At 73.1% G+C, this 26,964-nt stretch carries 25 protein-coding genes; 11 read left to right on the top strand and 14 right to left on the bottom strand.

Annotated features, from left to right (window positions below; genetic code table 11):
• Positions 1-18 precede the first annotated feature (18 nt).
• Positions 19-1,671 carry a PQQ-binding-like beta-propeller repeat protein gene (locus SJY14_RS03155; protein ID WP_396599772.1) on the top strand — a complete coding sequence of 551 codons (1,653 nt, stop codon included), beginning with the start codon at positions 19-21 and terminating at the stop codon, positions 1,669-1,671.
• Between the two features lie 39 nt (positions 1,672-1,710).
• On the opposite strand, the gene SJY14_RS03150 is transcribed toward SJY14_RS03155, so the two are convergent.
• From SJY14_RS03150 to SJY14_RS03130, 5 genes are all read right to left on the bottom strand, one after another.
• Entirely contained in the window at positions 1,711-3,765 is a 2,055-nt protein-coding gene (locus SJY14_RS03150) for a glycosyl hydrolase (RefSeq protein WP_396599771.1), read from the bottom strand.
• 146 nt (positions 3,766-3,911) lie between these two features.
• A complete protein-coding gene (locus SJY14_RS03145) occupies positions 3,912-4,643 on the bottom strand; it encodes an efflux RND transporter periplasmic adaptor subunit (protein ID WP_054145227.1) in 732 nt (243 codons plus the stop codon).
• Positions 4,640-6,718, bottom strand: a complete 2,079-nt coding sequence (locus SJY14_RS03140; RefSeq protein ID WP_396599770.1) for a glycosyltransferase family 2 protein — start codon at positions 6,716-6,718, stop codon at positions 4,640-4,642. The genes SJY14_RS03145 and SJY14_RS03140 overlap by 4 nt, the downstream gene beginning before the upstream one ends.
• A 411-nt stretch (positions 6,719-7,129) precedes the next feature.
• On the bottom strand, positions 7,130-8,020 hold the full coding sequence (locus SJY14_RS03135) for a hypothetical protein (protein WP_396599769.1): 891 nt from the start codon (positions 8,018-8,020) through the stop codon (positions 7,130-7,132).
• A gap of 86 nt (positions 8,021-8,106) precedes the next feature.
• Positions 8,107-8,778, bottom strand: coding sequence for a hypothetical protein (locus tag SJY14_RS03130; protein ID WP_396599768.1), 672 nt, complete (start codon positions 8,776-8,778; stop codon positions 8,107-8,109).
• A 177-nt stretch (positions 8,779-8,955) separates the two neighbouring features.
• Here SJY14_RS03130 and SJY14_RS03125 point away from each other — a divergent pair, with 177 nt between their 5' ends.
• A complete protein-coding gene (locus SJY14_RS03125; protein ID WP_071256124.1) occupies positions 8,956-9,399 on the top strand; it encodes a hypothetical protein in 444 nt (147 codons plus the stop codon).
• Between the two features lie 121 nt (positions 9,400-9,520).
• Here the strand turns inward: SJY14_RS03125 and SJY14_RS03120 are convergent, their stop codons facing one another.
• The gene (locus SJY14_RS03120) at positions 9,521-10,561 is read right to left on the bottom strand and encodes a glycosyl hydrolase family 18 protein (RefSeq protein WP_396599767.1); all 1,041 of its coding nucleotides are present in this window, start codon (positions 10,559-10,561) and stop codon (positions 9,521-9,523) included.
• 54 nt (positions 10,562-10,615) lie between these two features.
• Here SJY14_RS03120 and SJY14_RS03115 point away from each other — a divergent pair, with 54 nt between their 5' ends.
• Both SJY14_RS03115 and SJY14_RS03110 read left to right on the top strand, forming a co-directional pair.
• Positions 10,616-10,945, top strand: coding sequence for a DUF3140 domain-containing protein (locus SJY14_RS03115; protein WP_396599766.1), 330 nt, complete (start codon positions 10,616-10,618; stop codon positions 10,943-10,945).
• Positions 10,946-11,007: 62 nt separating this feature from the next.
• A complete protein-coding gene (locus tag SJY14_RS03110; RefSeq protein WP_071256120.1) occupies positions 11,008-11,682 on the top strand; it encodes an SDR family oxidoreductase in 675 nt (224 codons plus the stop codon).
• A gap of 18 nt (positions 11,683-11,700) precedes the next feature.
• On the opposite strand, the gene SJY14_RS03105 is transcribed toward SJY14_RS03110, so the two are convergent.
• Positions 11,701-11,913 carry a hypothetical protein gene (locus SJY14_RS03105; protein WP_043596779.1) on the bottom strand — a complete coding sequence of 71 codons (213 nt, stop codon included), beginning with the start codon at positions 11,911-11,913 and terminating at the stop codon, positions 11,701-11,703.
• Between the two features lie 62 nt (positions 11,914-11,975).
• Here SJY14_RS03105 and SJY14_RS03100 point away from each other — a divergent pair, with 62 nt between their 5' ends.
• Positions 11,976-13,424 carry a glucose-6-phosphate dehydrogenase gene (locus tag SJY14_RS03100; RefSeq protein WP_071256119.1) on the top strand — a complete coding sequence of 483 codons (1,449 nt, stop codon included), beginning with the start codon at positions 11,976-11,978 and terminating at the stop codon, positions 13,422-13,424.
• 219 nt (positions 13,425-13,643) lie between these two features.
• Here SJY14_RS03100 and SJY14_RS03095 read toward each other — a convergent pair whose 3' ends face one another.
• Positions 13,644-14,519, bottom strand: coding sequence for a transglutaminase family protein (locus tag SJY14_RS03095; RefSeq protein ID WP_071256118.1), 876 nt, complete (start codon positions 14,517-14,519; stop codon positions 13,644-13,646).
• A gap of 113 nt (positions 14,520-14,632) precedes the next feature.
• On the opposite strand from SJY14_RS03095, the gene SJY14_RS03090 reads away from it, so the two are divergent.
• Together SJY14_RS03090 and SJY14_RS03085 are read left to right on the top strand one after the other, a co-directional pair.
• Entirely contained in the window at positions 14,633-14,929 is a 297-nt protein-coding gene (locus SJY14_RS03090) for a hypothetical protein (RefSeq protein ID WP_043596776.1), read from the top strand.
• 293 nt (positions 14,930-15,222) lie between these two features.
• Positions 15,223-15,537 (top strand): hypothetical protein, encoded by a 315-nt coding sequence (locus SJY14_RS03085; protein WP_071256117.1) that lies wholly within the window; start codon positions 15,223-15,225, stop codon positions 15,535-15,537.
• Positions 15,538-15,647: 110 nt separating this feature from the next.
• On the opposite strand, the gene SJY14_RS03080 is transcribed toward SJY14_RS03085, so the two are convergent.
• The 3 genes from SJY14_RS03080 to SJY14_RS03070 all read right to left on the bottom strand — a co-directional run bounded on the left by SJY14_RS03080 (position 15,648) and on the right by SJY14_RS03070 (position 18,603).
• Positions 15,648-16,559 carry a phospholipase gene (locus SJY14_RS03080; protein WP_255364251.1) on the bottom strand — a complete coding sequence of 304 codons (912 nt, stop codon included), beginning with the start codon at positions 16,557-16,559 and terminating at the stop codon, positions 15,648-15,650.
• 378 nt (positions 16,560-16,937) lie between these two features.
• Positions 16,938-18,263, bottom strand: a complete 1,326-nt coding sequence (locus SJY14_RS03075) for an AI-2E family transporter (RefSeq protein WP_396599765.1) — start codon at positions 18,261-18,263, stop codon at positions 16,938-16,940.
• A 118-nt stretch (positions 18,264-18,381) separates the two neighbouring features.
• Positions 18,382-18,603: a DUF1653 domain-containing protein gene (locus SJY14_RS03070; RefSeq protein WP_071256116.1), complete on the bottom strand. Its 222-nt coding sequence runs from the start codon at positions 18,601-18,603 to the stop codon at positions 18,382-18,384.
• Between the two features lie 40 nt (positions 18,604-18,643).
• On the opposite strand from SJY14_RS03070, the gene SJY14_RS03065 reads away from it, so the two are divergent.
• The 4 genes from SJY14_RS03065 to SJY14_RS03050 all read left to right on the top strand — a co-directional run bounded on the left by SJY14_RS03065 (position 18,644) and on the right by SJY14_RS03050 (position 23,251).
• Entirely contained in the window at positions 18,644-20,050 is a 1,407-nt protein-coding gene (locus SJY14_RS03065) for a carboxylesterase family protein (RefSeq protein WP_083396339.1), read from the top strand.
• 181 nt (positions 20,051-20,231) lie between these two features.
• The gene (locus SJY14_RS03060; protein ID WP_255364249.1) at positions 20,232-21,047 is read left to right on the top strand and encodes a DUF1275 family protein; all 816 of its coding nucleotides are present in this window, start codon (positions 20,232-20,234) and stop codon (positions 21,045-21,047) included.
• On the top strand, positions 21,040-22,485 hold the full coding sequence (gene allB / locus SJY14_RS03055; protein ID WP_255364248.1) for an allantoinase AllB: 1,446 nt from the start codon (positions 21,040-21,042) through the stop codon (positions 22,483-22,485). Before SJY14_RS03060 ends, allB begins: the two co-directional genes overlap by 8 nt.
• Positions 22,486-22,519: 34 nt before the next feature.
• Complete coding sequence (locus tag SJY14_RS03050) at positions 22,520-23,251, top strand: MBL fold metallo-hydrolase (protein ID WP_071256114.1); 732 nt, start codon at positions 22,520-22,522, stop codon at positions 23,249-23,251.
• Positions 23,252-23,318: 67 nt separating this feature from the next.
• On the opposite strand, the gene SJY14_RS03045 is transcribed toward SJY14_RS03050, so the two are convergent.
• The 3 genes from SJY14_RS03045 to SJY14_RS03035 are packed head-to-tail and all read right to left on the bottom strand — an operon-like array spanning position 23,319 to position 26,904.
• Complete coding sequence (locus SJY14_RS03045; RefSeq protein WP_255364247.1) at positions 23,319-24,269, bottom strand: MurR/RpiR family transcriptional regulator; 951 nt, start codon at positions 24,267-24,269, stop codon at positions 23,319-23,321.
• Positions 24,266-25,558: an allantoate amidohydrolase gene (locus tag SJY14_RS03040; RefSeq protein ID WP_071256113.1), complete on the bottom strand. Its 1,293-nt coding sequence runs from the start codon at positions 25,556-25,558 to the stop codon at positions 24,266-24,268. Before SJY14_RS03040 ends, SJY14_RS03045 begins: the two co-directional genes overlap by 4 nt.
• Complete coding sequence (locus SJY14_RS03035) at positions 25,555-26,904, bottom strand: alanine--glyoxylate aminotransferase family protein (RefSeq protein WP_304457118.1); 1,350 nt, start codon at positions 26,902-26,904, stop codon at positions 25,555-25,557. The genes SJY14_RS03040 and SJY14_RS03035 overlap by 4 nt, the downstream gene beginning before the upstream one ends.
• Between the last annotated feature and the right edge of the window lie 60 nt (positions 26,905-26,964).

The following is a 26,964-nucleotide window of genomic DNA, read 5'->3' as shown; positions in this document are numbered from 1 at the left end:
GCCTCGTAGCATGGCCGGGTGACGGACGACGCCCGACCGAGCGACCAGCCGCTCGCGCGCGCCCGCCGCCGCGGAGCCGCCGTCTGGCACCGCGCCTCCCGCCCTCGTCGGCTCGCTCTCGCGACCGCCGCGGTCCTCGTCGCGGCAGCGCTCGTCTCGACCGTCGGCCTGGTCGAGGCTCCGCGCTACTCTTCGGCCGCCGCGCTCGACGGCGTCGTCGGCGACGACCTCAGGCACGAGCCCGTCCCGCAGTCGTGGACGCTCACGCCCGCCGACGTCGGCGTGCCGGCGGATCAGGGCCGCTGCCTCCTCTGGCAGGCCGAGACCGCGGTGGGCCCCGACCGGCTCGGCGGCGACGTCCTCGTCAGCGCGGGCGGCGCCGCGGGCGACGACGGCCCCGGCACGGGTGACGCCGGCGACACCGACTGCCGCTTCGACGGCGGCTTCGGCAGCACCGCGCAGACCGTCAGCCGTCTCGCCCGCGTCGATCCCGTCGACGGCACCGTCCGCTGGTGGGTCGACCTCGGCGCCGAGCTCGACGCCGGCAGCGGCTTCGTCCAGGTCTGGCCCACCGACGACGCCGGCGACACGACCCTCGTCTCGACGCTGGGCTTCGGCGCGGACGGGTTCGCCTCGTCGTACGCCCGCCTCGACCTCGGGACCGGCGAACTGACCGACGTGACCACCTCGCCGAACGGGCGTGCCCGCCTGACCGACGCCACCGCCTCCTGGGCCCTCGTCTCGAGCGACCCGCAGTTCTCGTACCAGGACTCGCGCGTCTACTACGACTCCGAGCCCGGCACAGGTGAGTTCTCGCTCTACGCCGCCGACGACCTCGACACCCCCGTGTGGACGGGCGAGACCACCGGCAGCCAGGACGAGGCCCTGACCCCCGACGGCCTGCTCGTCCTCGACGGCGGCACCATCACCGCGGTCGACGGACGCACCGGCGACACGCACGCCTGGGGGCCCGACCTGCCGACCGCCACGACCCTCGTCGTCGACGGCGACCTCGTCGTGGTGGGCCTCGACCCGGCGATCCCCACCTCGACCGACGACACCGACGGCACCGTGGTGGCGCTGTCGCTCGACGGTCGTGAGCTCTGGCGGCACGGCTTCCGCCAGGACCGCGGCGTGCAGACGACCGGCGACTGCGTCGTCTTCTCGACCACGCCCGGGGTGGTCTGCGTCGACCGTCGCACGGGCGCCGAACTCTGGACCACCCCGCCCCGCGACCGCCGCCACGGCCTCGCCCGCGTGACCACCGATCCCGCCGGCGGCCGGGGGGCGCTCGTCTTCGCCCAGACCTTCGAACCGGGAGGCGCGGCGGCGGTCACCGGCGACCTCACGTCGGACGAGGCGGCCGAGCGCACCGTCCGCCTGCTCGACGCGGCGTCCGGCCACGAGGTGGCCCGGGCGGTGGTGCCGGGCGAGTCCCAGATCACGCTGGTCGGCCGCACGACCGGCTACGCCACGACCGCCTCGAGCGGCCGCACGTCGACGGTCACCGCCTTCGACCTGGCCGACGGCCACCGCCTCTGGCAGCTCGACGCCGAGCGCGACCAGCTCGGTTTCTGGGGCGGCGTGCTCGTGGCGAACCACCCCGACGGCAGCGTGCAGCGCCTCGTCGACCCGGTGCGTCTCGTCGACCCGGTGCGCGTCGTCGGCTGACGACCCGCGCCTCCTGCGCCTGCGCCTGGCCTCTGCGCCCTATCGCGCCCCGGCGCTCATGACGTACGCCATCGCGTAGGCGCGCGAGTTCCCGTCGTCGATGCCCGTCTCGGGCAGGTCGGCGAGCGCCGTCAGGGCCGCTGCGGCCTGGTCGGGCCCCTGCAGCGCCGAGTACATCAGCACGTAGTCACCCAGGGGCGTGTCGAAGCCGGACGCGCTCGCCTCGGCGACGACGGCGGCGATCTGCTCGGCCCCGCCCGCGGCCGACGACGTCAGGTACGACACCGAGGACGGGCTGAGCGGGATCAGCTGGATGCCGGCGATCGCCGACGGTTCGGCCGAGAACCAGGTGCCGTAGTCGCGTTTGCCGCCCCAGGTCAGCGACACGATCTCGTGGTCGTAGCCGGTGGACGTCGGGCCGGTCAGGTCGGGGTTCAGCCAGTAGGCCAGCGCCGACGAGGCCTCGGCGCTCAGCATCCAGGACGCCTCGTCGCCGAGTGCGTCGTCGCCCGTGGCCGCGGCCCAGAGCGACAGGCCGGCGTAGGCGGTGACCGCCTCGGACGACGACTCCTGGTTGTTGCCGTCGGCGAACGGCGAGTAGCCCGAGGCCCAGCTGTGCGACCAGTAGGGGTCGAACGCCCGCCGGTCGGGGAACGACCCGTTGTCGGCGCCCGAGGCGATGTCGGCCGCGAGCAGGTCCATCACGGGGCTCCACCGCTCGGCCAGCTCGGGGTCGTCGGCCGCGACGACGCCGGCGGCGTAGAGGAAGTAGCCGTAGTGGAAGTAGTGGTCGTTGAACTCGTCCGAGCCGAACGAGGCCACCTTGCCGACGACGCCCTTCACCGCGGGGTCGTAGACGAAGCACTCCTGCTCGCGCGTCTCGCAGCCCGAGGGGTCGGTCCAGGTGTCGAGGCGGTCGACGAGGGAGGTGCGGAGGGTGTCGGCCGACGCGTCGTCGCCGAGCTGCCGGGCCAGCTGCAGCAGCATCGCCGAGCGGTAGAGCGCCTTGCCGCCGAAGTAGGTGTCCGCCGCCGGGTCCTCCGTCGCCGCGACGTCGGCCTCGACCTGGTCCTCGAGCTGTCGCCTCTGGTCGTCGCTCAGCCCCGAGAGGTCGAGCTCGGTCGAGGCCGTCGTGACCGGTGCGTCGAACGACAGCGTCGAACCGATCGACAACGGGACGGTGCCGTAGATCGTGTCGTAGCTCAACCCGGTGCCGTCACCCGTCGCCGCGTCGCCCATGTGCGGGGCCGACACGAGCAGGGTGTCTCCCCCCGCGGCGGTCTCGTAGCCGAGCTCGGTGGTCGACACCGCCGACGACCCGGACCCGGAGGCGCGGTGCGCGGTGGTCACCGACCCCAGCGGCGAGGCGGCCGCGTCGAGCACCGTCCCCACCTGCGCGTCGGTGGCCCCGTCGGGCAGCGGCACGAGAACGACCGAGCCGCCCTCGTCGAGCCGGACCGCCGTGCCGTCGAGGCTGCCGCCCGTGACGGCCACGCCCCACGTCGTGTCGCCGACCGTGAACGTGCCGCGCCCCTCGCCGACGGCCGTCACGGCCGTGCCGAGGGTGTCGGTCTGCGCGGACGCGGCGGTGTACGAGACGAGCGGCGAGCCCTCGGCGACGGTCGTGTGGCCGAGAACCGTGTCGCCGTCGAGGTGCGCGATCGTCACCGAGACCTCGTCGTAGGCGCTGACCTCGGTCGCCGAGGCCCCGACGTCGAGGGTGACGTCGGGCAGGGCGGGCGACACGATCGCCTTCTCGGAGGCGACCGGCACCGGCAGCCCCGTCGCGAAGCCGGTCTCCGTCAGCTGGAACGAGATCGGGAACGGGAACACGGGCGTCGGCTGGTCACCGAACACGAGCCCCGAGAACCAGGTGTTGGTCGGCGGGACGAGCCCGTCGGCGAGGCGCATGGTCGGCACGTCGCCGACCGACTCCTGCGGCAGGGCGGCCACGAGGGGGTCGACCTGCGAGGCGGGGAACACGTCGCCTCTGGCGTCGGGTCGGCCCGTGGTGTCGCCGTCGGTGCCCGAGCCGCCGGTGCACCCGGCCAGCACGAGCACGCCGGCCGTGCCGAGGGCGACGCCCGCGACCACGCGGCGGAGGGTCAGGAGGCGCGGGTCGCGTCGGGTGTCGACCCGTGCCTCCTGGGGGTGACGGGCCGGCCCGGAACCGATCGGTGATCCCGAACGATCCCGTCGGTCGGACCGACCCGTCGTCTTGCTCCGTGCGCCGGGGATCGTCAGACCCCGATCTGGCGCAGGAAGTCCTGCATGGTGTCCACCGGACCCGCGAGGATGCCGTCGTCGCGCAGGTGCATGGTCGCCTCGACCGGCGTGCCGCTCGCGACGAGGCCGTTGTAGGCCCCCTCACTCAGCTGGTCGCTGACCACGCGGACGGTGGCCGCGGCCGCGCCGTCCTTGGTCTGCACGCTGACCAGGTCGACGCTGCCCTCGACGACCTGCTGGTTCGGCAGCATGACGTCCACGGTCGCGCCGTCCTGGATGCGCTCGTAGTCGCGGGGCGTGAGCGTGAAGTCGGCGTCCACGAAGAGCGTGCCGGCCTTCTCGATCGTCGCGACGGACGTGCCCGACCCGAGGAACCCGCCCTCGCGGACGTCGAGCTGCGACAGCGTGCCGTCGACGGTGGCCATGAAGGTGATCGTGCCGTCGTCGGCCACCGTGTAGGCGTCCGTGTCGGGGACGACCACGTCGTCGGCGAGGTCCTTCTGCAGCGAGGGGCTCTGGAGCGAGAAGAGGACGTCGCCCTTCGAGACCCGGTCGCCGACCTCGGCGTCGGTCGAGGTGACCGTGCCGCTGTAGTCGGTGCCGACGGAGAAGTCCTGGCTCGCGATGGCCGCACTGGTGCTGATGACCTGCGCCTGCCGTTGCGTGAAGATGACGGTGAAGACGGCCACGAGGGCGATCACCACGAGGATGCCCACGGTCATCTTGATCCTGTTGCCCCAGGTCATGAGACCACCTTCTCTCGGTCGTTCGTGTCGTGTCGGTCGGGTCCGGTCGCGGCTCCGGCGTGCGGCGCCTCGTCGGCGCGGTGCTCGTCGGCGTGCTGCTCGTCGGTGACGGCCAGTCGGGCCTCGAGCAGGTGACGGCGTTCGTCGTCGCGCCGCCGTTGCTCGTGTCGCTGCTCGGCCGACAGCTCGAGGAACTCGTCGTGGCTGCGGGGCAGCGGTCGGGCCACCTGGGTGCGGAGCGTCTGCACGGCCACCGGGCCGGTGGTGACGGGACCGGCGACGGTCGTGCGAGCGCTCGACCCCGAGCGGGCCGCCCGCTTGATCGACCCGGCCTCACGCAGGGCCGCCAGCAGGAACGCCGAGAGCACGGCGGTGTTGATCAGGTTCCACACCGTGGCGAGCGTGAGCACCCGGTTGTCCCAGTCGCGCCAGATCGCCACGAGGGACGTGAGCGACAGGAAGAGCCAGAACAGCACCTGGGGGACGAGCACGTTGAACGGACTCGACGCCTTGCCTCCGCCGGTCACGTGCCAGGCGGTGTCCTTGCCGCTCAGCACGTTCCACAACGCCTTGACGTAGATCGGGAACGAGACGGAGGCGAGCATCAGGACCTCCCAGCGGAACGACCCGAGCGTGAAGAACGCCAGCGCGATCTGCAGCAGGTAGAAGCCCGAGTAGAAGAGCAGCCACTGCAGCACCGAGATGTGCAGGTTCATCGGCCGCAGGTCGAAGAAGATCTCCATCGGCGGCACCATGATCAGCAACAGCGGGGCGATGCCCGTCAGGTAGTGCGTCGCCGTCAGCGTGTACTGGAAGCGCTGGTCCATCGTCAGGGTGCGACGGGGGCTCAGCGGGTTGTGCCGGAAGAGGATCTCGAACCCACCGGTCGCCCAGCGCAGCTGCTGCTTGCTGTAGGCCTCGATGGTCTCGGGGGCGTCGCCGATCGCCAGCGTCATCGGGATGTAGATCGACCGCCACCCGGCCTCGTGCAGGAACAGGCTCGTCCAGACGTCCTCGGACTTCGAGTCGGTGTCGATGCCGCCGACCTCGTCGATCGCCGCGCGGCGGAAGATGACGTTGGTGCCCACGCAGAACGCCGCGTTGAAGCGGTTGCGGCCGGGCTGGATGTACCGGTAGAAGACGGCCTGCATGTAGCCCGCGCCGCGGCTGACGATGCTGACGAGGTTGCCGTACGACTGCGGCGTCTGGACGAAGGCGACCTTCTCGTCGATGAAGAAAGGGACGGTCTCGTGCAGGAACATCGGCTTGGGCACGAAGTCCGCGTCGAAGATGGCGAAGTAGTCGCCCTTCGCCACCGAGAGGGCGTAGTTGACGTTGCCCGCCTTGGCGCCGTGGCTGGTCAACCGGCGGATGTAGCGGGCGCCGAGGGTCGCGGCGAGGTCCTTGACCTCGTCGCTGCGACCGTCGTCCAGCACCCAGGTGCGGTGCGCACCCTGCATCGCGACGGCGGCCTGGACGGTCATCGCGATCTTCGAGAGCTCCTCGCCGTAGACCGTGACGAAGACGTCCACGACCACGGTCTTCCCGTCGACGACGATCGGCCACAGGTGCGGCTGGTCGCGCACGCCGAGCCGGTCGATGGCGTCCTCGTCGTAGAGCGTGTCCTGCGTCGAGTGGAAGTCGAAGTCGCGGGGGTTCTGACCCCCCGAGAGGATCGTCCACATCGCGAGCAACGCCTGCAGGACCAGGACGGCCTCGGCGATGATGACCGCGACGTAGGGCAGCAGGTCGCCCCGGTTCGCGGGGTTCAGCAAGAACTGCCCGTACAGCAGGATGCCCATGGTGCAGGCGAGCACCAGCAGCACCATGAAGGGCGAGTGGGCACGGCCCTCGGTGCGCGAGACGACCGACGCGTGGTGGTCGCTCGTGATGCGCGTCGAGGGGCGTGCACGCGACCCGCGCACCTCGTCGTGGTGTGCCAGGCGCCTCAGTTCGCCCCGCGAGCGAGGTGCCAGGTCGAGGGCGGGGCCCGCGTCGGGGGCTGCGGTGTCGGGCGCTGCGGTGTCGGGTCGGTTTTCGGCGTCGCTGTCGCGGACGCGCATGGTTCGGGACATGCGTGTTCTCTCCGGGTTCGGGTCTGAGAGACGACCGGACGCCGACGGCGGTGGGGAACCGCCGTCGGACGTCCGGAGGGGCGTCGGCGACAGCGGCGACTCGAGGTGACGCGCCGGGGTGGGCGGCGGTCGGGTGGGAGCCGTGGGCTCCCGTTTCGGGTCCGTCGACTGCGAGTGGTTCGGGCCACTCGATCGACGGGCTCGCCTCCGGTGTGGGCCTTTCGGGGGACCGTTCCGGGGACGTGTCGAAACAGTACAGGGTCGTTCGAGCCCTTTCGTTACACCCGTTCGGGGGGCATGCCCCCTCGAACGGGTCACAGCCCGCGTGGACAGCGGGGAGGTGACACCCGTTGAGGTCGAACACTCACCCGTCTCACCCCGTCCGGGGGGCAGGTCGGGCGTGTCCCGGACTCAGGCGGTCAGGTCGGCCAGCCAGCCGGCGAGGAACTCGGCGCCGGCCTCGTCGTGGATCGCGCCCGTCGCGCTGGTCAACACGGGGTAGGGCGTCGCAGGCACGCCGTCGGCGGGCCGGACGTCGACGTGGGCGACCGCGTGACCCTGCGCGTGCAGCCAGTCGGCCATGGCGTAGTCGCTGCGCGAGTCGCCGACCGTGCGCCAGGCGAGCGGGGGCTCGCCGTCGGCCGCCAGCAGCTCGAGGGCGCGCTCGGCCCCGAGGTCCTTCCCGAGCCGCACCGACTCGATGTCGGTCGAGATGATCGTCGGGTCGACGCGCCACTGCACGGCACCGGACGCGTCCGGCCGCACGTCGTCGAGTCGGCGGACGCCGAACCCGCGGCGGACCAACGCCTGCATCGCCTTCTCGTCGAGGTCACGTTGCCGGGCCAGGTAGGTCGACGACTCGACGCTCGTGAGCTGCTCGATCGAGACCATCGCGTGCTTGGTCGTGTCGTAGAAGACCAGGTCGGCGAACTCGTCGGCGACGAGCGCCTGCATCTCGGCACCGAAGTCGGCGGGCATGGCGAGCGACGAGTCGACCTCGATCGGGCCGATGCCGTCGACACCGTGCTCGGGGCCGATCGTGAACCAGACGGCACCCTTCTCGCACACGCCGTGCACGCGGGACCCCTCGGGCAGGCCTGCCGCGAGCAACGGGCGGACGACCTCGTCGCGGATGAAGGCGTCCGAGCGCCCGGTGTTGAAGACGATCGGGACGCCGAGGGCGGCGAGCGCCACGAGGTCGCACGTGATCTCGGGCAGCGCGATGCTGCGGGTCACGGGGCTGGCGATCGGGCCGTCGACGTCGAGGAGCAGGCCGAGGCGGGGTGCGGTGGAGGAGGTCACCGGACCATCCTCGCAGCAGGGGGGACGCAGGAGGCGCGGGCCGGCCCGCTCGGTCGACCCGCGCCTCCTGCGCCTCGCGTCGCGGGCTACGGCGCCGTCGGGAGCGACGGCACGGTCCGGGCGAACTCGACGAACGCCGCGATGAAGACCGAGAACGCGACGACGATCGTGATCAGGTACACGGCGATGAAGAGCCAGAGCGGGGCGAGGCCACCCCCGGTGCGGCGCTTCACGACGACCGAGCGACCGATGACGTAGACGACCGTGAGGAAGGCCCACGGCCACGGGAAGGGCTTGACGATGCCCTTGGCGACCAGCGCCCGGTGGTCGAGCCAGGCGAGGACGACCGTCAGCGCGTAGACGACCAGCCCGATGCCCATGTAGGCCAGGTAGCCCGGCGTGAAGGGCGACTGGTAGACGCCCGGGGTGAACGTGGTGGTGCGCTCGAGGTAGTCGGGGATGTCCCAGAGGGCCAGGCCGATCAGCTGCACGAGGGGCAGGACGACGAGCACCCAGATGAACGGGGTCGAGGTGTTGACGCCGGGGTTCGTGCCCTTGAGCGGGTCGGAGTACCCGCCGGGACCGGGGTAGGGCGGCTGCGGGTGCTGCGGGTGCTGACCCTGGTACGGGGCCGAGTGCTGTGGGTGCTGCGGGTGCTGACCCTGGTACGGGGCCGAGTGCTGCGGGTTCTGCGGGTTCTGCGGGTTCTGGGGGTTCTGGGGGTTCTGCCAGGGCTGCTGGCCGGGGGTGTCGCTCACGGTGTCTCCGTCGTCGTCGTGGGTGGGCAGGTCGGGTCGTCGTCGCGCGTCGGGCCGCTCTCCGGCAGCGTAGTGCGGGGCTCGACTCGGTGCCGGCTCGGGTTTCCGCCTGTGGACGGACCTGTGAGGGCACCCCGGGTGGGAGGATGGTCGGAACCCCTCGACAGGAGAACACCCGTGGCGTCGCTCCCCCTTTCCGTCATCACCGCACTCGAGGCCTTCGCCGCGCCCGATCGCAAGCAGTCCGTGCACGACCTCGCCGTCGACCCGGCCGGCCCCGAAGAACAGGCCCTCGCCGACCTGACCGGTTCGGTCGAGTGGGTCGACATGGCCGTCGCGCACCCGCTGGGCCCCGACCGCAGCGACCCCGAGGGCATGCGTCGTCTGCTCCAGGCGATGGGTGCCGAGGGCCGCTGCGCCGTCCTGTCGGCCTCGGGCTCAGAGGACGACCGCGACCTCGGTGGCGCGCTCGACGGCGTGCTGCACCAAGAGGGCGGCGCGCTCGTCGTCTGCCGTCCCGGCCCGCTGGCCTTCCTGGTCACCGGCAGGGGCGACCGCTGGCTGCTCAGCGACCGCGAGATCCCCGAGCTGACCGGCCCGATCGGCATCGTCACGCCGTAGGGGCAGCCCTTTCTCGCGGTGATCCGGTACGCACCGGATCGACGAACCCGGCACCCGCCCCTCCGACTCCGGACGATCCGGTACGTACCGGATCAGCTGGTGGGCGGACGCTCCCCCGGCTTCAGCCGCGGCGGATCGGGTCGCCTGTCGTCAGCTGCCAGATCGCGACGCCGTGCAGTCCCTTCGACTCGGCCAGGTCGGCGCGGGCGGTGATCGAGCGTCCGTCCGACCACCAGAGGGTCGAGCCGTCACCGGGCGACGCCGTGTACTCGGCCTGTTCGGCGTCCCACGAACCGGTGGACTGCGCGCCGGTGCGGGCCTCGGCGACCGACACCGCGCCTCCTGCGGTGCCTTCGCCCGTCCAGCGGTAGCCGTACCCCGCGACACCGAGGTCGAGGCGGTCGGCCGGGACGAGCTCGAGCGCGGCGTCGAGCACCTCGCCGACCCAGGGCAGGCCCCCGACGGGCCCGGGTTCGCTGAAGCCGGTGCCGTGCTGGTCGTAGGCCATGAGCACGAAACGGTCGACCGAGTCGGACAGGGCGGCGAGGTCGTATCCGAGGTCGATGTACCCCGTCTCGTCGGTGCTGGGCTGCACGGCCATCGAGATCGTGGCGTCGTCGGGCAGGGCGTCGCGCAGCTCGGCGGCGAAGTCGACCAGCCCCGGGGCGTCCGCGGCCGAGAGCGACTCGAAGTCGATCTGGACGCCGTCCCAGCCGCCGTTGACGACTTCTCCGGTGAGGCCCGACACGACGAACTCCCGGTTGGCCCGGCTCGACAGCAGCCGTGTCGCGAGCTCGCCGCTGAAGCCGTCCTGGCCGGCGTTGACGACCAGCAGCTCGGCTTTCTTGCCCGCCGACTGGGCGGCCTCGCGCAGGGAGTTGGCGGACTCGTCGCTCGGGGCGACACCGGCCCCGCCGGTCGTGATCGCGACTCCCGAGACGCCCACCGTGTCGATCGCCGCCTCGCTGCGGTCGAACGCCTCGACCGCGGCCGTCGTCGCATCGGGCGAGGCGATGGCGTACCCCTCGACCGCGAGCCCTGCCGGGATCTTCGCCTGCGGCGCGACCGTCGGGTTGTTCCCGTCGGCCGAGCACGAGGTCAGCGTGACCGCGAGCGAGGCGGCGAGCAGCAGGGCGGCGGTGCCGGTGGTCAGGGTGCGCACCGTGCCATCATCGCCGATCCGGCACGGCGATGCGGGGCGTGCTTGGCTCGTCGCATGGCAGACGACGACCGACAGCAGACCTGGGACCAGTTCCACGACGACGTGAACATGACGGCCTCGACGCTTCGCGAGTGGCTCGACACCGATGAGTCTCGCGAGGTGGGGCAGAAGGACGGCGGCGAGTCCGTCGGGCACGAGAGCGGCCGACACATCGTGCGCATCCTCGAGAAGAAGAAGGCGGACCTGACCGATGCCGACTGGAAGCACATGGAGAAGGTCCACGGCTACGTCGCGCGCCACTCGAAGCAGCGCCCCTCGGGCGACGTCACGGACACGAAGTGGCGCTGGTCGCTGATGAACTGGGGGCACGACCCGCTCGCCTGACCGGCAGAGGCCCGACCGGCAGCGACCTGACGCGCGGACGGACCGACCGGCAGACTGGGCCCATGAAGACCGCACTCGTCACCGGGGGCTCGCGGGGCATCGGCCTCGCCGTCGTCCGCGACCTCGCCCGCACCCACCACGTGATCGTCCACGGCCGGGACGAGGAGGCGCTGCGGGCGATCACCGCCGACCTCCCGTCCGCGACGGCGTGGGCCGCCGACCTCTCGGGCCCGGCGCTCACGGTGCCGCCGCTGGACGAGCTCGACGTGTTGGTCCACGCGGCCGGCGTGATCGGCGGCCGGGCCGTCGCCGACACGTCGCGTGACGACTGGCGTCGTGTGTTCGAGGTCAACGTGTTCGCCGTGGCCGAGGTGACCCGGCAGCTGCTGCCGGCGTTGCGAGCGGCGCAGGGCACCGTCGTCTCGATCAACAGCGGCTCGGGGTTCACGGCAGGGCCCGACGGCAGCACCTACGCGGCGAGCAAGTTCGCCCTGCGCGCGCTGACCGACGCCCTGCGCGAGGAGGAACGCCCTCACGGCGTCCGGGTCAGCTCGGTGCACCCGGGCCGCGTCGACACCGACATGCAGCGAGAGCTGGTCACGGCCGAGGGCGGCACGTACGACACGTCGCTCTACCTCGAGCCGCAGTCCGTCGCCGACGCCGTGCGGCTCGTGGTCGACCTGCCGCACGGGGCCACCGCCGAGGTCGTCTCGGTGCGCCCCACCCGCCGGGCCTGACCCGGCGCGCGGAGCGGGTCAGCTGTAGTCGTGGCCCGAGACGCCGAGGGAGCGGTAGACGTACTCGCCGCCTTCGCTGGCGTCGTCGTCGAGCTCCCACATGAGGTCCTCGCCGTCGGAGGCCCCGGGGCGGGTGACGCTCTTCTGCGGCAGGCCGTCGATGAGGGTGAGTTCTTCGGTGGTGGTCTCGTCGTGGCCGACGAAGCGGGCGGTGTAGGTCTGGTCGCTCATGCCCGCACGCTACGCCGCCCTGCTCCGGGCACGGCCGCGACCGACCCACTACCGTGCACGGCATGAGCGCGAAGAAGGCCCCCGAGCCGGCGACCCTGTTGATCCTGGGTGCGAGCGGGGACCTCGCCGCGCGCCTCCTGATGCCCGGCCTCGGCGGGCTGCTGGCCCTCGAACCGAAGCGCCGTGTGCAGCTGATCGGCGCCGGCGTCGAGGAGTACACCGACGCCGAGTGGAAGGCGCGGGTGAAGACGTCGTTCGACAGCGTCCACGCGAGCGGCCCCGCGGTCGACGCTCTGCTCGAGTCGACCACGTACATCACGGCCGACGTGACCGGGGTCGACGGCCTCCGCAGCCTCGTCGAGGCCTGTGACGCGCCTCCGTCGATCTACTTCGCCCTGCCGCCCGCCATCACCGAGAAGGCCTGTGCCGCCCTGCGGAAGGTCGACCTGCCCGAGGGCACCTCACTCGCGCTCGAGAAGCCGTTCGGCACCGACCTCGCCAGCGCGAAGAAGCTGAACCAGCAGGTCCTGCGACTCGTGCACGAGGACCAGGTGCACCGCGTCGACCACTTCCTGGGCCGCTCGACCGTGCTCAACCTGCTCGGCCTGCGGTTCGCGAACCGCCTCATCGAGCCCATGCTCAACAACCAGCACGTCGAGAGCATCGAGATCGTCTACGACGAAGAGCTCGGCCTCGAGAACCGCGCGCGCTACTACGACCACGCCGGCGCCATGGTCGACATGATCCAGAGCCACCTGCTGCAGGTCATGGCCGTGCTGACGATGAACGCCCCCGCGACGCTCGGCCCCGCCGACCTGCGCGACGAGAAGGAGCTGGTGCTGCGCGCCACCCACGTCTGGGACGACGACGCCGTCGCCAACACCCGCCGCGCCCGCTACGGAAAGGGCAAGGTCGACGACCGCACCCTGCCCGCCTACGTCGACGAGGACGGCGTCGACCCGTCGCTCGAGACCGAGACGCTCGCCGAGGTCGTCGTCGAGGTGGCGAACTGGCGTTGGGCCGGCGTGCCGATCCTGCTGCGGTCGGGCAAGGCCCTGGCCTCGCGTCGCCGTGAGATCGTCATCACGTTCCGCCCGCCGACCCACGTGCCGAAGGAGTTCGTCGGGGGCGGCACCCCCGACCGCCTCCGCATCGCGATCTCGCCCGACGAGATGTCGCTCGAGCTGAACGTCAACGGGCCGGGCGACTCGTACGACCTGTCCCGCGCCTCCTTGCACGCCGACTTCGGCGCGGCCGACCTGACGGCCTACGGCGAGGTGCTCGAGGGCATCCTCGACGACGATCCGACGTTGTCGGTGCGCGGCGACTCGGCGGAAGAGGGCTGGCGCATCGTCGCCCCCGTCGTCAAGGCCTGGAAGTCCGGCGAGGTCGCCATCGACGAGTACCCGGCGGGGTCGGCGGGGCCGTCGTCCTGGCCCGCGGGCGTGCACCAGAACGAGCCCGCCGTCCGGGCCCGCGAGGGCGCGAAGCTGGCGCACCGCGAGGACTGAGCCACGCCGCCGGGCAGGCGCTCGCCGCACCCCGCACGCCGCACCCCGCCACGAAGTAAACAGTCCGCCACGCGATCGTGTGGCGGACTGTTTACTTCGTGGCGGGGTGGGTCGGGCCCCGGGCGGGGCGGCAGGCGAGGCAGTGGCAGGCGGGGCCGGTGGGGCAGGGCAGGGCAGGGCAGGGCGGCCGAGCGCAGGAGGCGCGGTGCCGGCGGGCGGTCAGCCGAGGCTGACGAAGGTGCTCACGTCGTCGCGCGGCAGGACGTCGGCGACGGCTCCGACCTGCATCCCCGCCACCGTGACCCGGCCGCCGTGGCTCGAGAGGAACGCCGTGTCGGAGGCGTCCCGGCCGGTCGCGATGCGCAGCAACGTCTGCCGTGGTGCCAGCCCGGTGGCGTCGACCACGTGCCAGGCGCCGTCGACGAAGGCCTCGGCCACGGCGTGGAAGTCCATCGGCGACAGGCCCGGGGCGTAGACGCTGACCAGCCGCGCGGGCACGTCGAGCCCACGCAACAGGGCGATCACGAGATGGGCGTAGTCGCGGCAGACGCCTTGCCGGTCGAGCAGGGTCTGCACGGCGCCGTCGGTCGGAGCGCTGGCCCCGGGCACGTAGGCGAGGTGCGAGCCGACCCACGTCGCGACCGCGGCCAGCAGTTCGCGCCCGTCGAGCCCGCCGAACTCGGCGCGGGCGGTGGGGCTGAGCGTGTCTGATTCGCAGTAGCGGCTCGGGCGACGGTACCGCACGAGGTCCAGCTCGTCGACGGCGGGTTCGTCGAGGCGTCCGTCGACGACGACCCGGTAGTCCACGGTGACCCGGCCGGCCCCGACCTCGCACAGGTGGAGGAGGGTGCCGTGGTGGTCGTGCAGCTCGCGGATCTCGAGGGGTGCGCCGTGCTGGGTGACGGCCAGCGCCTCCTCGGTGATGCGGGCGGTGCCGGCCGTGCCGGCTGTGCCGCCTGTGCTGGCTGCCGCTCCTGTGCCGGCTGCCGCTCCTGTGCCGGCCGGGGCGTAGGCGCGGGAGGCGGCGATCGACAGGACGAACTCGGCAGGGCCGTCGACGTCGAACTCGAGCCGGGCGGACGCGGTGCGCTTCATGACGAGAGGGTGGCACGTCCGTGAGTCGGGCGTGTTTCGGGGTGTGCCGTGAAGCGGCTGCGACCCTGCTGGGACCGCCGCTCGATGTCGGTGGTGCCGGGTTGGATGAACGCATGCCCTCGTACCGCGTCACGCTCACCGTCGGCACCCTGCGACCCGGGGTGCGGCCCGACTCCGTGCTGCCCGCGGCCGCCGCGAGCGCGGCGGGGCTGACCACGGTCGAGGCGAGCGACGTCACGCTGGTGCGCGGCGAGCCCCGCCTGGTGGTGCGTTACGAGTGCGCCGCCGACGAGCCCGCGCACCGCATCGGGGCCGTCGTCGAGGCCACCGTGGGCGAGCTGGCCGACGTCGTGCAAGGTCGGGTGACGCGTCGCGACGGCGGGGCGTGGACGCTGGTGGGCGCGGTCTGAGCCGGGCGGTGTGATCTGCTGCGTGGGGTGCGATGTCGCGCGTCGCCACCTGGCACCCGGCCCGACCCGGCACGCGTCGCGACCTGCCGCCCGGCGCGACCTGCCGCGCGGCGTCACGCGTTGCGCGTCGCGACCTGACAGGCGTCCAGACCTGTCGGGCAGGCCCGGGGACTTCCATCCCCTCGACAGCTTGATCCGGTACGTACCGGATCACGGATTCTCGAGGACCGCGCTCGCTCCGCGGAGGTTCGCGACACCCGCGGAGGCCCACGGCCCCCGCGTAGGCTCCCGACATGGGGACGACGACGAAGCGTGGACGGCTGAGGACGAGCGGGCGCACGGGTGCGGCCGCGGCGACGGTCGTGCTCGCGTTGGGGATGCTGACGGCCTGCGGGGGTGACGACGACGACCCCGTGGTGACCGTCAGCCCGAGCGTGAGCCCGTCGTCGACGCCCGAGATCCCGACGCCGGCACCCGCGCCTCCTACCGGCGGCACCGTCACGCCGACGCCGAGCCCGACCAGCCCCAGCCCCGGTCCCAGCCCGCGCCCCACGCCGGTCACCACCGACAAGCCCACCGACCGGCAGACGATCCCCCCGCAGAACTAGCGGCCGGCCCCCGTCGACCCGGCATCGCACCACGAACTGAACGTCGCACCGCGCGTGTGCGCGGTGCGACGTTCAGAAGGCGGTGCGACCCGAGCCGCGGAAGGGTCGGCTCAGTACCAGTTGACGGACTGTGAGTGCGACCAGGCGCCGCACGGAGTGCCGTAGACCGACTTGATGTAGCCGAGGCCCCAGGTGATCTGCGTCTTGGCGCTCGTCGCCCAGTCGCTGCCGGCCGAGGCCATCTTGCTGCCGGGCAGGGCCTGCGGGATGCCGGTCGCGCCGCTGGCGTTGTAGGCCTTGTAGTTCCAGCCCGACTCCTTCGTCCAGAGCGAGACCAGGCACGAGAACTGGTCGCTGCCCCAGCCGTACTGCGACGACGCGAGGGACTGCGCCGTGGCCTTGGCCCCGGCCACCGAGTTGTCGGACGCGGCACGGGCGGCCTCGGCGGCAGCGGCGGCCTCGGCGGCGGCCTTCGCCTCGGCAGCGGCCTGGGCCTCGGCGGCCGCCTGCGCGGCAGCGGCGGCAGCAGCGGCCTGGCGGTCGGCCTCGGCGGCGGCGGACTGCACGGTCTGCGCCGAGAGCGCGGTCTTCTCGACGCGGTCGTTCAGCGTCGAGGCGTCGAGCTTTTCGTAGTCGGCGAGCGAGGCGACCTGCGTCTGCAACTCGCTGGCGTCGGTCCGGCTCGAGGTCGAGGCGACGACCTGGTTCGCGATCTGGATCGTCGAGCGCGCCTTGGCCTGCGCCAGCGAGGTGGCGATGTCGGCCTTCTGCTGCTTGACGTCGGCGGCGTGCTGCTCGGCCGAGATGGTGTCCGCACCGGCGGCCGACATCGAGGTGACCGCGAAACCGGTCCCCGCCACGAGGGCGACCGCGGCGACGCCTCCGATCAGCGACAGGCGGCGACGAGCGCTGCGACGGCGGCCGGCGGAGAGCGAGCGGCGCGTGGCAGGAGCCTCGGCGGTCGGGGTCGACTCGGCGGTGACGGAGTCCTCGCCGGGGGCAGGGGTGTTCTCGGTGGTCATGTGGTCCTCGTGCTCGGCCGACCCGCGCCTCCGGTCGGGCGGGGCGCACACGGCGCGGCCACGCCGGGCGCTCGGGGGCGCTCACGGGTGGCCGAAGTCCACGCGACGGGGCGAGGGGCCGTGACAGGTCGGTGTCGGTCTCGCGAGGCCGTGGGGCCTCGACTCGTCCGCCACGGCTGCTCGGTCGAGTGGGGACTCGATCGACAGGGGCGCACGCGCCCGGGCGAAGTGACGAGTATGCAGAGACTTCCTGAGTAGAACCACACAATCCCGTGTCGAACCGGGCAGTCCGGCGCATCAGCCCAGCGGATGACATCGACCCGCGCCTCCCTCATCCGAGCGAAGGAGGCTCGGGTCGAGCAGGTCAGCGACCCACGATCACGACGCCTCGGGCGCCGCTACGACGTCGTCCGCGACGCGGGATCGACGCCAGGACCCCGTCGCCACGTACTTGACCATCACGTTGAGCACGGCCACCGTCGGCACGGCGAAGAGCGCGCCCGGGATGCCCGCCACGTACGACCCGCCCGCCACGGCGAAGACGACCGCGAGCGGGTGCACCCGCACGGCCGAACCCATGACCAGCGGCTGCAGCACGTGGGCCTCGAGCAGGTGCACGACGAGCACTCCGGCCAGCATGACCACGGCCTGCACCGGCCCCGCGAAGACCAGGGCGACGACCACGGCGAGCGCGCCGGTCACGATGGCACCGACGACCGGGATGAACGACGCCAGGAAGACCAGGATCGCGATCGGCACGGCGAGCGGCAGCCCGAGGACGAACGCGATGAGGCCAATGCCGACGGCGTTGACCGCGGCGACGACGATCTGCACGCGGACGAACGACGTCAGCGTGTGCCAGCCCGCCTGGCCGGCCCCGTCGACGGCCGGCCGGGCCGCCTTCGGGAAGAGGCGGACGGTCCAGGCCCAGACCCCACGGCCGTCGATCATCAGGAAGATCGTCGCGAAGAGGGTCAGCAGGCCTCCGGCCAGCAGGTGGCCGGCAGCGGTGCCGATCGACAGCACGCCGCTGAGGATCGCCTTGCTCTCGGTCTGCAGCGCGTTCTGCGCGTCCTTCAGGTAGCCGTCGACGTCGGCGTTCGTCAGCTGGAACGGCGGCCCCTGCAGCAGGGTCGTCAGCTGGTCGTACTGCGCCACGGACTGCTTCTCGATCTGCGGCAGTCCCGCCCGGATCTGCGTCACGGCGAGCAGCACGAGCCCGCCCACGACGACCACCCCGGCCAGCAGCGCCGCCACGATGGCGAGCCAGCGCGGCCACCGGTGCCGACGCAGGAACCCCGCGACCGGCACGAGGAACGCCGACACGAGGATCGCGATCAGCAGCGGCACGACGATCTCCTCGAGCGTCGCGATCAGCCAGAAGAGCACGGCCAGCGCGGCGGCCACCGCGAGCAGGCGCCAGGCCCAGGCGCCCGCGATCAGCATGCCCGGGGGCAGTGCGGCTGCGGGCGGTGCACCGCCGGGCAGCGCGGCACCGGGCAGTGCGGCACCGGGCAGTGCGGCACCGGGCGAGGAGGCGCGGGCCGGGTCGCCCGGGTCGGCGGCGGCCGCGGTCGGGTCGGCGGCGGCCGCGGTCGGGTCGGCGGCGGCCGCGGTGGGGTCGGCGGTGCGGGTCGCGTCGTCCGTGGCGCCCCCGTCTGTGGCTGCACCCTGGGAGCGCTGGGAGCGACGTGAGAACTTCATGAGCCGAGTGTCCGGCCGCGCGGCTATCAACCGGCTGTGACTTCGCTGACCCGGCCCGCGCCTCCTCGGCTGGTCGTCGACCGCCGCGTGGCGGGCGCACGGGCCGCGACCGGGCCGGTCAGTCCTCGGGCGCGAACCTCGGGCCGTCGTACCCGTCGCGTCGCACGCGCTCGGACCAGGCGGCGAGCGGCCGAACCCAGAGCCCCTGCTCGCCGTAGAGCGCCCGGTAGACGACGAGCGGCTCGTCGGTCTCGCTGTGACGGGCGGTGCCGAGCACCTCGTAACGGCCGCCCTTGAAGTGGCGGTACGAGCCGGGGGCGGGAGGGGTGTCGGCGGTCATCCCGCGAGCCTAGACGGGCGGTGAGGGGCACGATGGTCGGGTGACCCAGGACGCTCCCCGCTCGACCGCCAGCACGCCGACCAGCCCGGGCGAACCCGTCGTCGACACCGACGACCGGGCTGCCCGCCGCGAGTTCGACACCCCCTCGGGGCGCGTCGTGGGCCGCGTCGACGGTGCCGTCGTGCGGGTGCTCGGGGTGCCCTACGCCGAGGCCGACCGCTTCGAGCCGCCGCGCCCGGTCGCGCCCTGGTCGTCCCCGCTGCTCGCCTTCGACCGTGCTCCCGCCTCGCCGCAGGTCGCGGCACCCGGGCTCGACGCCCTGATCGAGGGTGCCGCCGTCGGCATGGTCGACGACGAGCACTGCCAGCGCCTCTCGATCACCCTGCCCGCCGATCTGCTCGCCGACGAGCGCGTGCCGGTCATGGTCTGGATCCACGGCGGCTCGTACGTGTCCGGTGCAGGTGACCTGCGCGTCTACGACCCGCGCGCCCTGGTCGCCGAGCAGCGCGTGATCGTCGTCACCGTGACCTACCGGCTGGGCATGCTCGGCTTCTTCGGCGTCGGTGACGAGGTTCCCGCCAACCTCGGGCTGCTCGACCAGCTCGCGGCGGTCCGCTGGGTGCACGACACGATCGAGGCGTTCGGTGGCGACTCGTCTCGCATCACCCTGTTCGGCCAGTCGGCCGGCGGCGACGCGATCGCGCACCTGATGATCAGCGAGGGCGCCCGGGGGCTCTTCGCCCGGGCCATCGTGCAGAGCGCCCCGCTCGGCATCGCGCGCGGCCGCAGCCGCATGGTGAAGGCGATGACGGAGGCGGTGGGCACGCCCCGCAAGGACGCCCCGCTCGACGAGCTGCTCGCCGGGCAGTCCGTGGCCGAGCGGGCGGCGAAGCGCTTCGGGCTGCGCGGCGGCATGGCCTTCGGCGTCCAGTACGGCCGCGCACCGCTGCCAGCCGAAGCCGCCGCCGACGACGCCTGGCGCGAGGTCGCGCCCGAGATCGACCTGCTGATCGGTGCCACGGCCGACGAGACCGCGGTGTTCGCCGAGTTCTCCCCCTTCTTGCAACGGCTGTTCGGGCTGCCCGTGGTCGGCCGGGGCATCCGGCGCGTGATGATCGACGCCACGACGAAGGCGGTCTACCACCGGGCCGGTCGGGCCTTCGCCGAGCGGCACCGGGCAGCGGGCGGGCGCGTCTCGACCTTCGAGTTCACCTGGGAGCCCGAGGGCACGGCCTTCGGCGCGGCCCACATCACCGAGCTGCCGCTGCTGCTCGGCGGCCGCGAGGCCTGGGCGCACACCCGCCTGATCGGCACCACCGACTGGGACGACGTCGACCGCCGCGGCCGCAAGGTGCGTCAGGTCTGGGCCGACTTCGCCCGCACCGGCACGGTCGCCGCCGACGCCACGGCCGGCCTCGCCGACACGCTGGTCGTCCGCCGCCGCTGACCGGGCCCTTCTCGGTCGTTCCTCCCCGACCGCACCGCGCCTCCTTCCGTCCACAGGCACGGCCCGGGGTTCGCACGCGACGGTGCCGCGACAATACGATCGACGGCAGACCCGATGCGCCGACGCCGCCGTAGTCGCCCGCCCCGCCGTGCCCCGCGGCGCCGAGCACCTGAGGACCCCCGTGAAGAAGTTCCGCCGCAACCAGGCGCGCATGCACCTCGTCATGATGCTGACGTTGACGTTCACCACCGGCATCATCGACGCCGTCGGCTACCTCGGCCTCGACCGGGTGTTCACCGCGAACATGACCGGCAACGTGGTCATCCTCGGCATGGCCATCGCGCAGGCCGACGGTCTGCCGATCGTCGGCCCGATCGTGGCCCTCGCCGCGTTCCTGCTCGGGGCCGCGATCGGCGGCCGTGTCCTGCGAGGCGGTCGTGCCGGCTGGTCGGGCCGCAGCACGATCTCGTTCGGGGTGACCGGCGGCGTGCTGCTCGGGCTCGGCATCTCGACCTTCTTCGTCGTGCCCGAAGAGAACACGCCGTGGGCCTTCACGATCACCGGCCTGCTCGGCGCCGCCATGGGCCTGCAGGCCGCCGCCGCCCGCAAGATCGCCGTGGCCGACGTCACGACCGTGGTGGTCACGTCGACCATCGTCGGGCTCGCGTCCGAGTCGAAGCTCGCCGGCGGCACGGGCAAGAACTTCCCCCGGCGGGTGCTCGCCGTGGTGCTCATCCTCGCCGGGGCAGGCGTCGGGGCCCTGCTGCTGCAGGTGCACATCGGCGTGGGCATGGGCGTCGCGGGTGGGCTGACGCTGCTCGTCGCCCTGACCGGACACCTGCTGCGCGAGCGGCGGAGAGAGGTCGTAGCGCGCGAGGCCGAGGCCGCCGCGGCAGCCGCAGCGACGGCGACGGCGACCCCGGCTGCCGCCGTGGCGTCCGGAGCCCCGGAGGCGCGCTCGGCGACCGACGGAGCGAACGGCGACGCTCGTGGCTGACGCCGTGCACCACGACCTCGTCGTCCGGGCCCGTCGTGCGTTGGTCGACGGCGACTGGCGCGAGGCGAGCGTCGTCGTCCGGGACGGCCGCGTCGTCGCGATCGGCGGCCTCACCGACGAGGTCGACGCCACCGTCGACGTCACGTTGCCCGACGACCAGGTGCTGCTGCCCGGCGTCGTCGACAGCCACGTGCACGTCAACGAGCCCGGCCGCACCGAGTGGGAGGGCTTCGCGACCGCGACCCGTGCCGCCGCCGCCGGGGGCGTGACGACGATCGTCGACATGCCCCTCAACAGCATCCCGCCGACCACGACGGTCGACGCGCTCGAACAGAAGCGGGCCGCCGCCGGGCCCCAGTCGGTCGTCGACGTCGGGTTCTGGGGCGGGGCGATCCCGGCGAACCTCGGCACGGGCGACCTGCGGGCGCTGCACGAAGCCGGCGTCTTCGGGTTCAAGGCGTTCCTGTCGCCCTCGGGCGTCGACGAGTTCCCCCACCTGTCGACCGAGCAGCTGCACCGGGCGATGGCCGAGCTGGCCGACTTCGACGGCCTGCTGATCGTGCACGCGGAAGACCCCGACGGGCTCGACGCCGCCGCTGCCTCGCTGACCGGCGCCGGTGACGCGGCCGCCGGCGCCGAAGCCGGCGCCTCGTCCGTCGAAACACCCGCAGGAGGCGCGGCGTACGACGCGTTCGTCCGCTCGCGTCCCGACGTGGTCGAGCGCACGGCGATCGAGCACGTGGTCGACGCCCTCCGCACCACGGGTGGTCGTGCCCACGTGCTGCACCTCTCGTCCGCGACGGCGCTCGACACCATCCGCGCCGCCAAGGCCGAGGGTCTGCGGCTCACGGTCGAGACCTGCCCGCACTACCTCACCTTCGACGCCGAGCACATCGGTGACGGTGCGACGCAGTTCAAGTGCTGCCCGCCGATCCGTGGCGAGGCCAACCGAGAGCTGCTCTGGCAGGCTCTCGTCGACGGCACGATCGACGTCGTCGCGAGCGACCACTCCCCCTCGACCCGCGAGCTCAAGTTCGCCGGTGGGCCCGACGCCGCACACGGCGACTTCGACGTGGCGTGGGGCGGCATCTCCGGTCTCGAGTTGAGCTTCCGCGCCGTGTGGACCGGGGCCCGGCAGCGCGGCATCCCGCTCGAGGCCGTCGTCGGCTGGATGTCCCGGGGCACGGCTGCCCTCGTCGGCCTCCCCTCGAAGGGGCGGATCTCCGTCGGCGCCGACGCCGACCTCGTCGCATTCGCCCCCGAGATGCCCGTGACGATCGACGTCGACGACCTCTCGCACCGCAACCCCGTGACCGCGTACGACGACGCACACCTGTTCGGCGAGGTCGCGGCGACGTGGGTGGGCGGCCGGCTGGCGGGGCCGAGCGCGCCTCCTGCGCGGTTGCTCGTCCGTCCCGACACCGGGGTCGCCTCGTGAGGGGCGGTCGCGTCACCTCCCTCGAGGTCGCGGCGTGAGCCCGACGGGGGCGGCGGCTCCCCTCGAGGTCGCCCCGGGCGTGCACTTCGTCGAGGGTCCCGCGTCCAACTGGACGATCCTCGCGGGCGACGGCACGCTGACGCTGGTCGACGCCGGCTACCCGGCCGACCTCGAGCTGGTGGAGTCGTCGCTGCGGGCCGTGGCGTCGGCGACGGGCGCCGGTGACGCCCGACTCACGTCGGTCCTCGTGACGCACGGGCACAGCGACCACATCGGCACCGTCACGGCCCTGCGTCGGCGGCACGAGTTCGAGGTCTTCGCGGCACCCGCCGAGGTGCCGAACGTGACCCGCGAGCAGCTGCACCAGGTCACCGTCGGCGACGTCCTGCCGCACCTGTACAAGCCGCGGTTCGCCCGCTGGGTGCTGCACGCGGTGCGCGCCGGAGGCCTGGGCGACGTGGCCGTGACCGACGTCGTGCCGCTCGACCTCGGGGCGTCACGCACGTTCAGCGGTCACCGCGTCGTGCCGACGGCCGCGGTCGGTCACACCCCCGGGCACACCGTCTTCGCGCTGCCCGACGACGACGTCCTGATCACAGGCGACGCCCTCGTGACCGGCCACCCGACCTCACGGCTCGACGGCGTGCAGATGCTGCACCCGATCTTCCACTCCGACCTCGCCGAGGCGGGCCGCACCTACGGCCGCCTGGTCGACCGCGGGGCGCGGGTCGTGCTGCCGGGTCACGGGCCGGTGCTGCGCCGCTGAGCACGGCCAGCCCCTCGGCGTGCGTGACCCGCTGGTCGGTCCTGCACCTCGAGAGTCGGCTGTCGGCCTACTCGAGCTCGGAGAGCTCGGCGTACAGCTCGGTGATCTCGGCGACGCGGCTGCGGCCACCCTCGGGGCGTCCGGCGCGCACGGTCTCGGTCAGGACGGCCCCGGCCAGCAGGGCGGCCAGGCTCATCGCGCTCGCGTAGCTGTCGAACGGGGCCGGGGTCTCGACCGGGCAGTCGAGCCTCACGGTCACGTCGACGCCGCGCAGTGACGGATCGGCCACGAGCACCACGGGCACGCCGCGCGCAGCCAGGGACGACAGGACGCCGGCGAAGCCGGCCGGCCGACGGCGGAACCCCACGAGGACGACGACGTCCCGCGCCCCGAGCCCGACCAGCTCTTCGCCGATGGACTGACCGGGCTGCGGCGCCACGCGCACGTCGTCCCGCGCCTGGACCAGCTGCTGCCGCAGGTGGAGTGCCACCGGGTAGCTGTTGCGGAACCCGGCCACGACGACGCGCTCGGCCCCGGCGACCAACGCCGCGGCCCGCTCGAGCCGGCCGTCGGCGAGCCCCGAGAGCATCACGTCGAGGTTGCGTCGTTCGGCCTCGGCGTGCTCGGCGAGCCCCCCGGAGGCGCGGGTCGGCCCGACCGGGACGCCACGGCTGCGCGACGCCCGCGCCTGGTCGCGCACCTCTTGCGCGTCGGTGAAGCCGAGCCGCCGGAACAACCGCGACACCGTCGCCTTCGAGACCCCGCTCTGCTCGGCGATCTCGGTCGCGGTGTAGACGGCGAGGTCGTCCAGGTGGTCGAGGATGAAGTCGGCGGCTCGCTGCTCCTGCGGCGAGAGGCGGCCGTAGCCCGAGTCGATGCGATCACGGATGCCCGCCCCCTCGACCGGGCCCGCGCCTCCTGCGCCCTCCGACTGCTCCGCACCGGCGGTGGCGGCGGCAGCGGCGACGTCGCCGTGCGCGTCGTCGCCGCGCGTGTTGTCGCCGTGCGGCCCGGTCACGCGGACGCCCGCGCCGCGACCGGGTGCGCCGCGGCGACCGCGTGCACGGCGGCCTCGAAGGCGTCGAGCGCGACGGCCACGTCGTCGATCGTGACGATCTCGTCGGGGTGGTGACTGATGCCGCCGTTGCCGCAACGGACGAAGAGCATGGCCCACTCGGTCATCTCGGCGACGGCCATGGCGTCGTGCCCGGCCTTCGAGAACAGCACCATCGGGTCGGCGTCGCCGGTGGCGGCGATGCCCTCGCGGACGAACCCCCGGAGGCGCGGTGAGGCCACGACGGCCGGCGCGCGGTGGGTCTCGTCCACCGAGAAGGTCAGGCCGCGACGCTCGCAGACCTCGGTCGCGACGGCCTGGATGTCGGCCCAGACCTGGTCACGACGGTCGTCGTGCTCGCCGCGGAGATCGAGGCTGAACTCGACGAGCCCCGGGATGACGTTGACCCCGCCGGGGAAGGCCTGCAACCGGCCGACCGTGGCGATGCAGTCGGCCTCGCGGGCCAGGCGCTCGACCGCCAGGACGATCTCGCTGGCGCCGGCGAGCGCGTCGTGCCGACGGTGGAACGGCACGCCACCCGCATGTCCGGCGACTCCGGTCAGGGTCAGCTCGAAACGTCGCGCCCCGGCGATCGACGAGACGACGGCGAGCGGCCGATCGGCTTCCTCAAGGTAGGGGCCCTGCTCGATGTGGGTCTCGAGGTAGCCGATCACGTCGGTCGGTTCGTGGGCGGCGTCGGCGACCCGGTCGGGGTCGAGACCGAAGGCCAGGAACGCCTCGCGCAGCGTCGTGCCGGCCGCGTCGGCCAGGGACCACCACTCGGGCAGCCAGGTGCCGGCGACCGCGCGGGAACCGAGCAGGGCGGTGCCGAAGCGGGTGCCCTCTTCGTCACCGAAGGCGAGCACCTCGATCGCGAAGGGAAGGCGGGTGCCCCGGGCCGACAGCCGTTCGACCAGGGCGATGCCGAGCAGCACGCCGAGGATGCCGTCGTACCGGCCGGCGTCGGGCACCGTGTCGAGGTGCGAGCCGAGCAGCAGGGCGGGCAGGCCGGGTTCGGTGCCCTCGTAGCGGCCGCGCTGGTTGCCGGCCGCGTCCTGCCACGTCGTCATGCCGGCCTGTCGCATCCATCCGCCGGCCATCGCGTTGACCCGGGCGTGCTCGGGCGAGAGGTACACGCGCTCGATGCCGGTCGGGCTGCTCGAGACCGCGGCCAGGGCGTCGCAGCGTTCGAGGACGAGACGGGCCTCGTCGAGGGGACCGCCCTCGGGGACGGTGGTGGCCTCGGGGCTCACGCCGCGCCTCCTTCCGGGGCCGCGCCTCCGGCGGTCGCCGCGTCGAGGTCGGGCGACTGCTGGTCGGGGACGACCGAGGAGGCGCGGGTCGCCTCGGACGTCGCGGCCGACGCCGAGCGGTCCACGTCGAGGTACACGTCGTACGCGGCCCCGACGCCGCCGCCGCTCGTGATCGGCGCGCCCTCGCGACGGAGCACGGCCTCGAGCGCGGCAAGGGTCGTGAGGACGGTGTCGCGACGCGCGTTGTAGCCCATCGTGCCGATGCGCCAGACCTTGCCGTGCAGCGGGCCGAACGAGGTGCCGATCTCGATGCCGAAGTCGGCGAGCAGGGCGCCACGCACCCGGTCGCCGTCGACCCCGTCGGGGATCACCACGGCCACCACGTTGTTCATCTTGTGCGCGAGGTCGCCGAAGGTCTCGAGGCCGAGCCCCTGCACCCCGGCGAGCATGGCGCGGCCGTGCAGCTCGTGTCGCGCGACCACGGCGTCCACGCCCTCGTCGACGACGAGGCGGGCGCACTCGCGGGCGCCCCAGAGCATCGTGGTCGCCTCGGTGTGGTGGTTGAGGCGCTGAGGGCCCCAGTAGTCGAAGATCATCGCGAGGTCGAAGTAGTTCGAGGCGATCCGGTGGGCGCTCGTCGTGTCGCCTTCGGTGCGGATGCCGGCCTCGATCGACGTGCGGGCCCGGATGACCTCGACGGCCCGCTCGCCGTAGGTGACGGGCGAGGACCCCGAGGGGCCGCCGAGGCACTTCTGCAGGCCGGCGCTGACGGCGTCGAGGCCGAGCTCGTCGGTGCGGAAGGTGTTGCCGACGATCGACGCCGTGACGTCCGTGTAGAACAGCACGCCGTGGCGGGCGCAGACCTCGCCGAGCCCCTCGAGCGGCTGGGCGACGGTCGTCGAGGTGTCGCCGTGCACGACCGCGAGCAGCTTCGGCTGGACGCGCTCGATCGCCTCGACGATGGTCTCGAGGGCGAAGACCTGCCCCCAGGGCACCTCGATGACGTGGACCTCGGCCCCGCAGCGCTCGGCGATCTCGCGCAGCAGGTGCCCGAAGCGGCCGAAGACGGGCACGAGCACCTTGTCGCCCGGCTCGATCAGAGAGACGAGCGAGGCCTCGATGCCGGCGCGCGAGGTGCCGTCGACGAGCAGGGTCTGTTCGTTCGAGGTCTGGAACACCTCACGGTAGAGCGCCTGGGTCTCGTCCATGTAGGCGGTCATGGCGGGGTCGTACTGCCCGACGAGCTGCGCCGACATCGCCCGGAGCACCCGGGGGTCGGCGTTGATCGGGCCGGGGCCCATCAACAGGCGGGCGGGCGGGTCGATCGGCTGGAAGACGCGTTTCACCCGGCCCACCCTACGCAACCCGTGTTTCATGCAGGTGAACTCCTCGGCCCCCGTCAGCGG

The organism is Frigoribacterium sp. R86507 (genome assembly GCF_044597695.1).
In the GTDB taxonomy this organism is placed as follows: Bacteria; Actinomycetota; Actinomycetes; order Actinomycetales; family Microbacteriaceae; genus Frigoribacterium.
The sequence above is the reverse complement of the archived record's forward strand: the minus strand, read 5'-3'. Positions and strand labels throughout refer to the sequence as shown.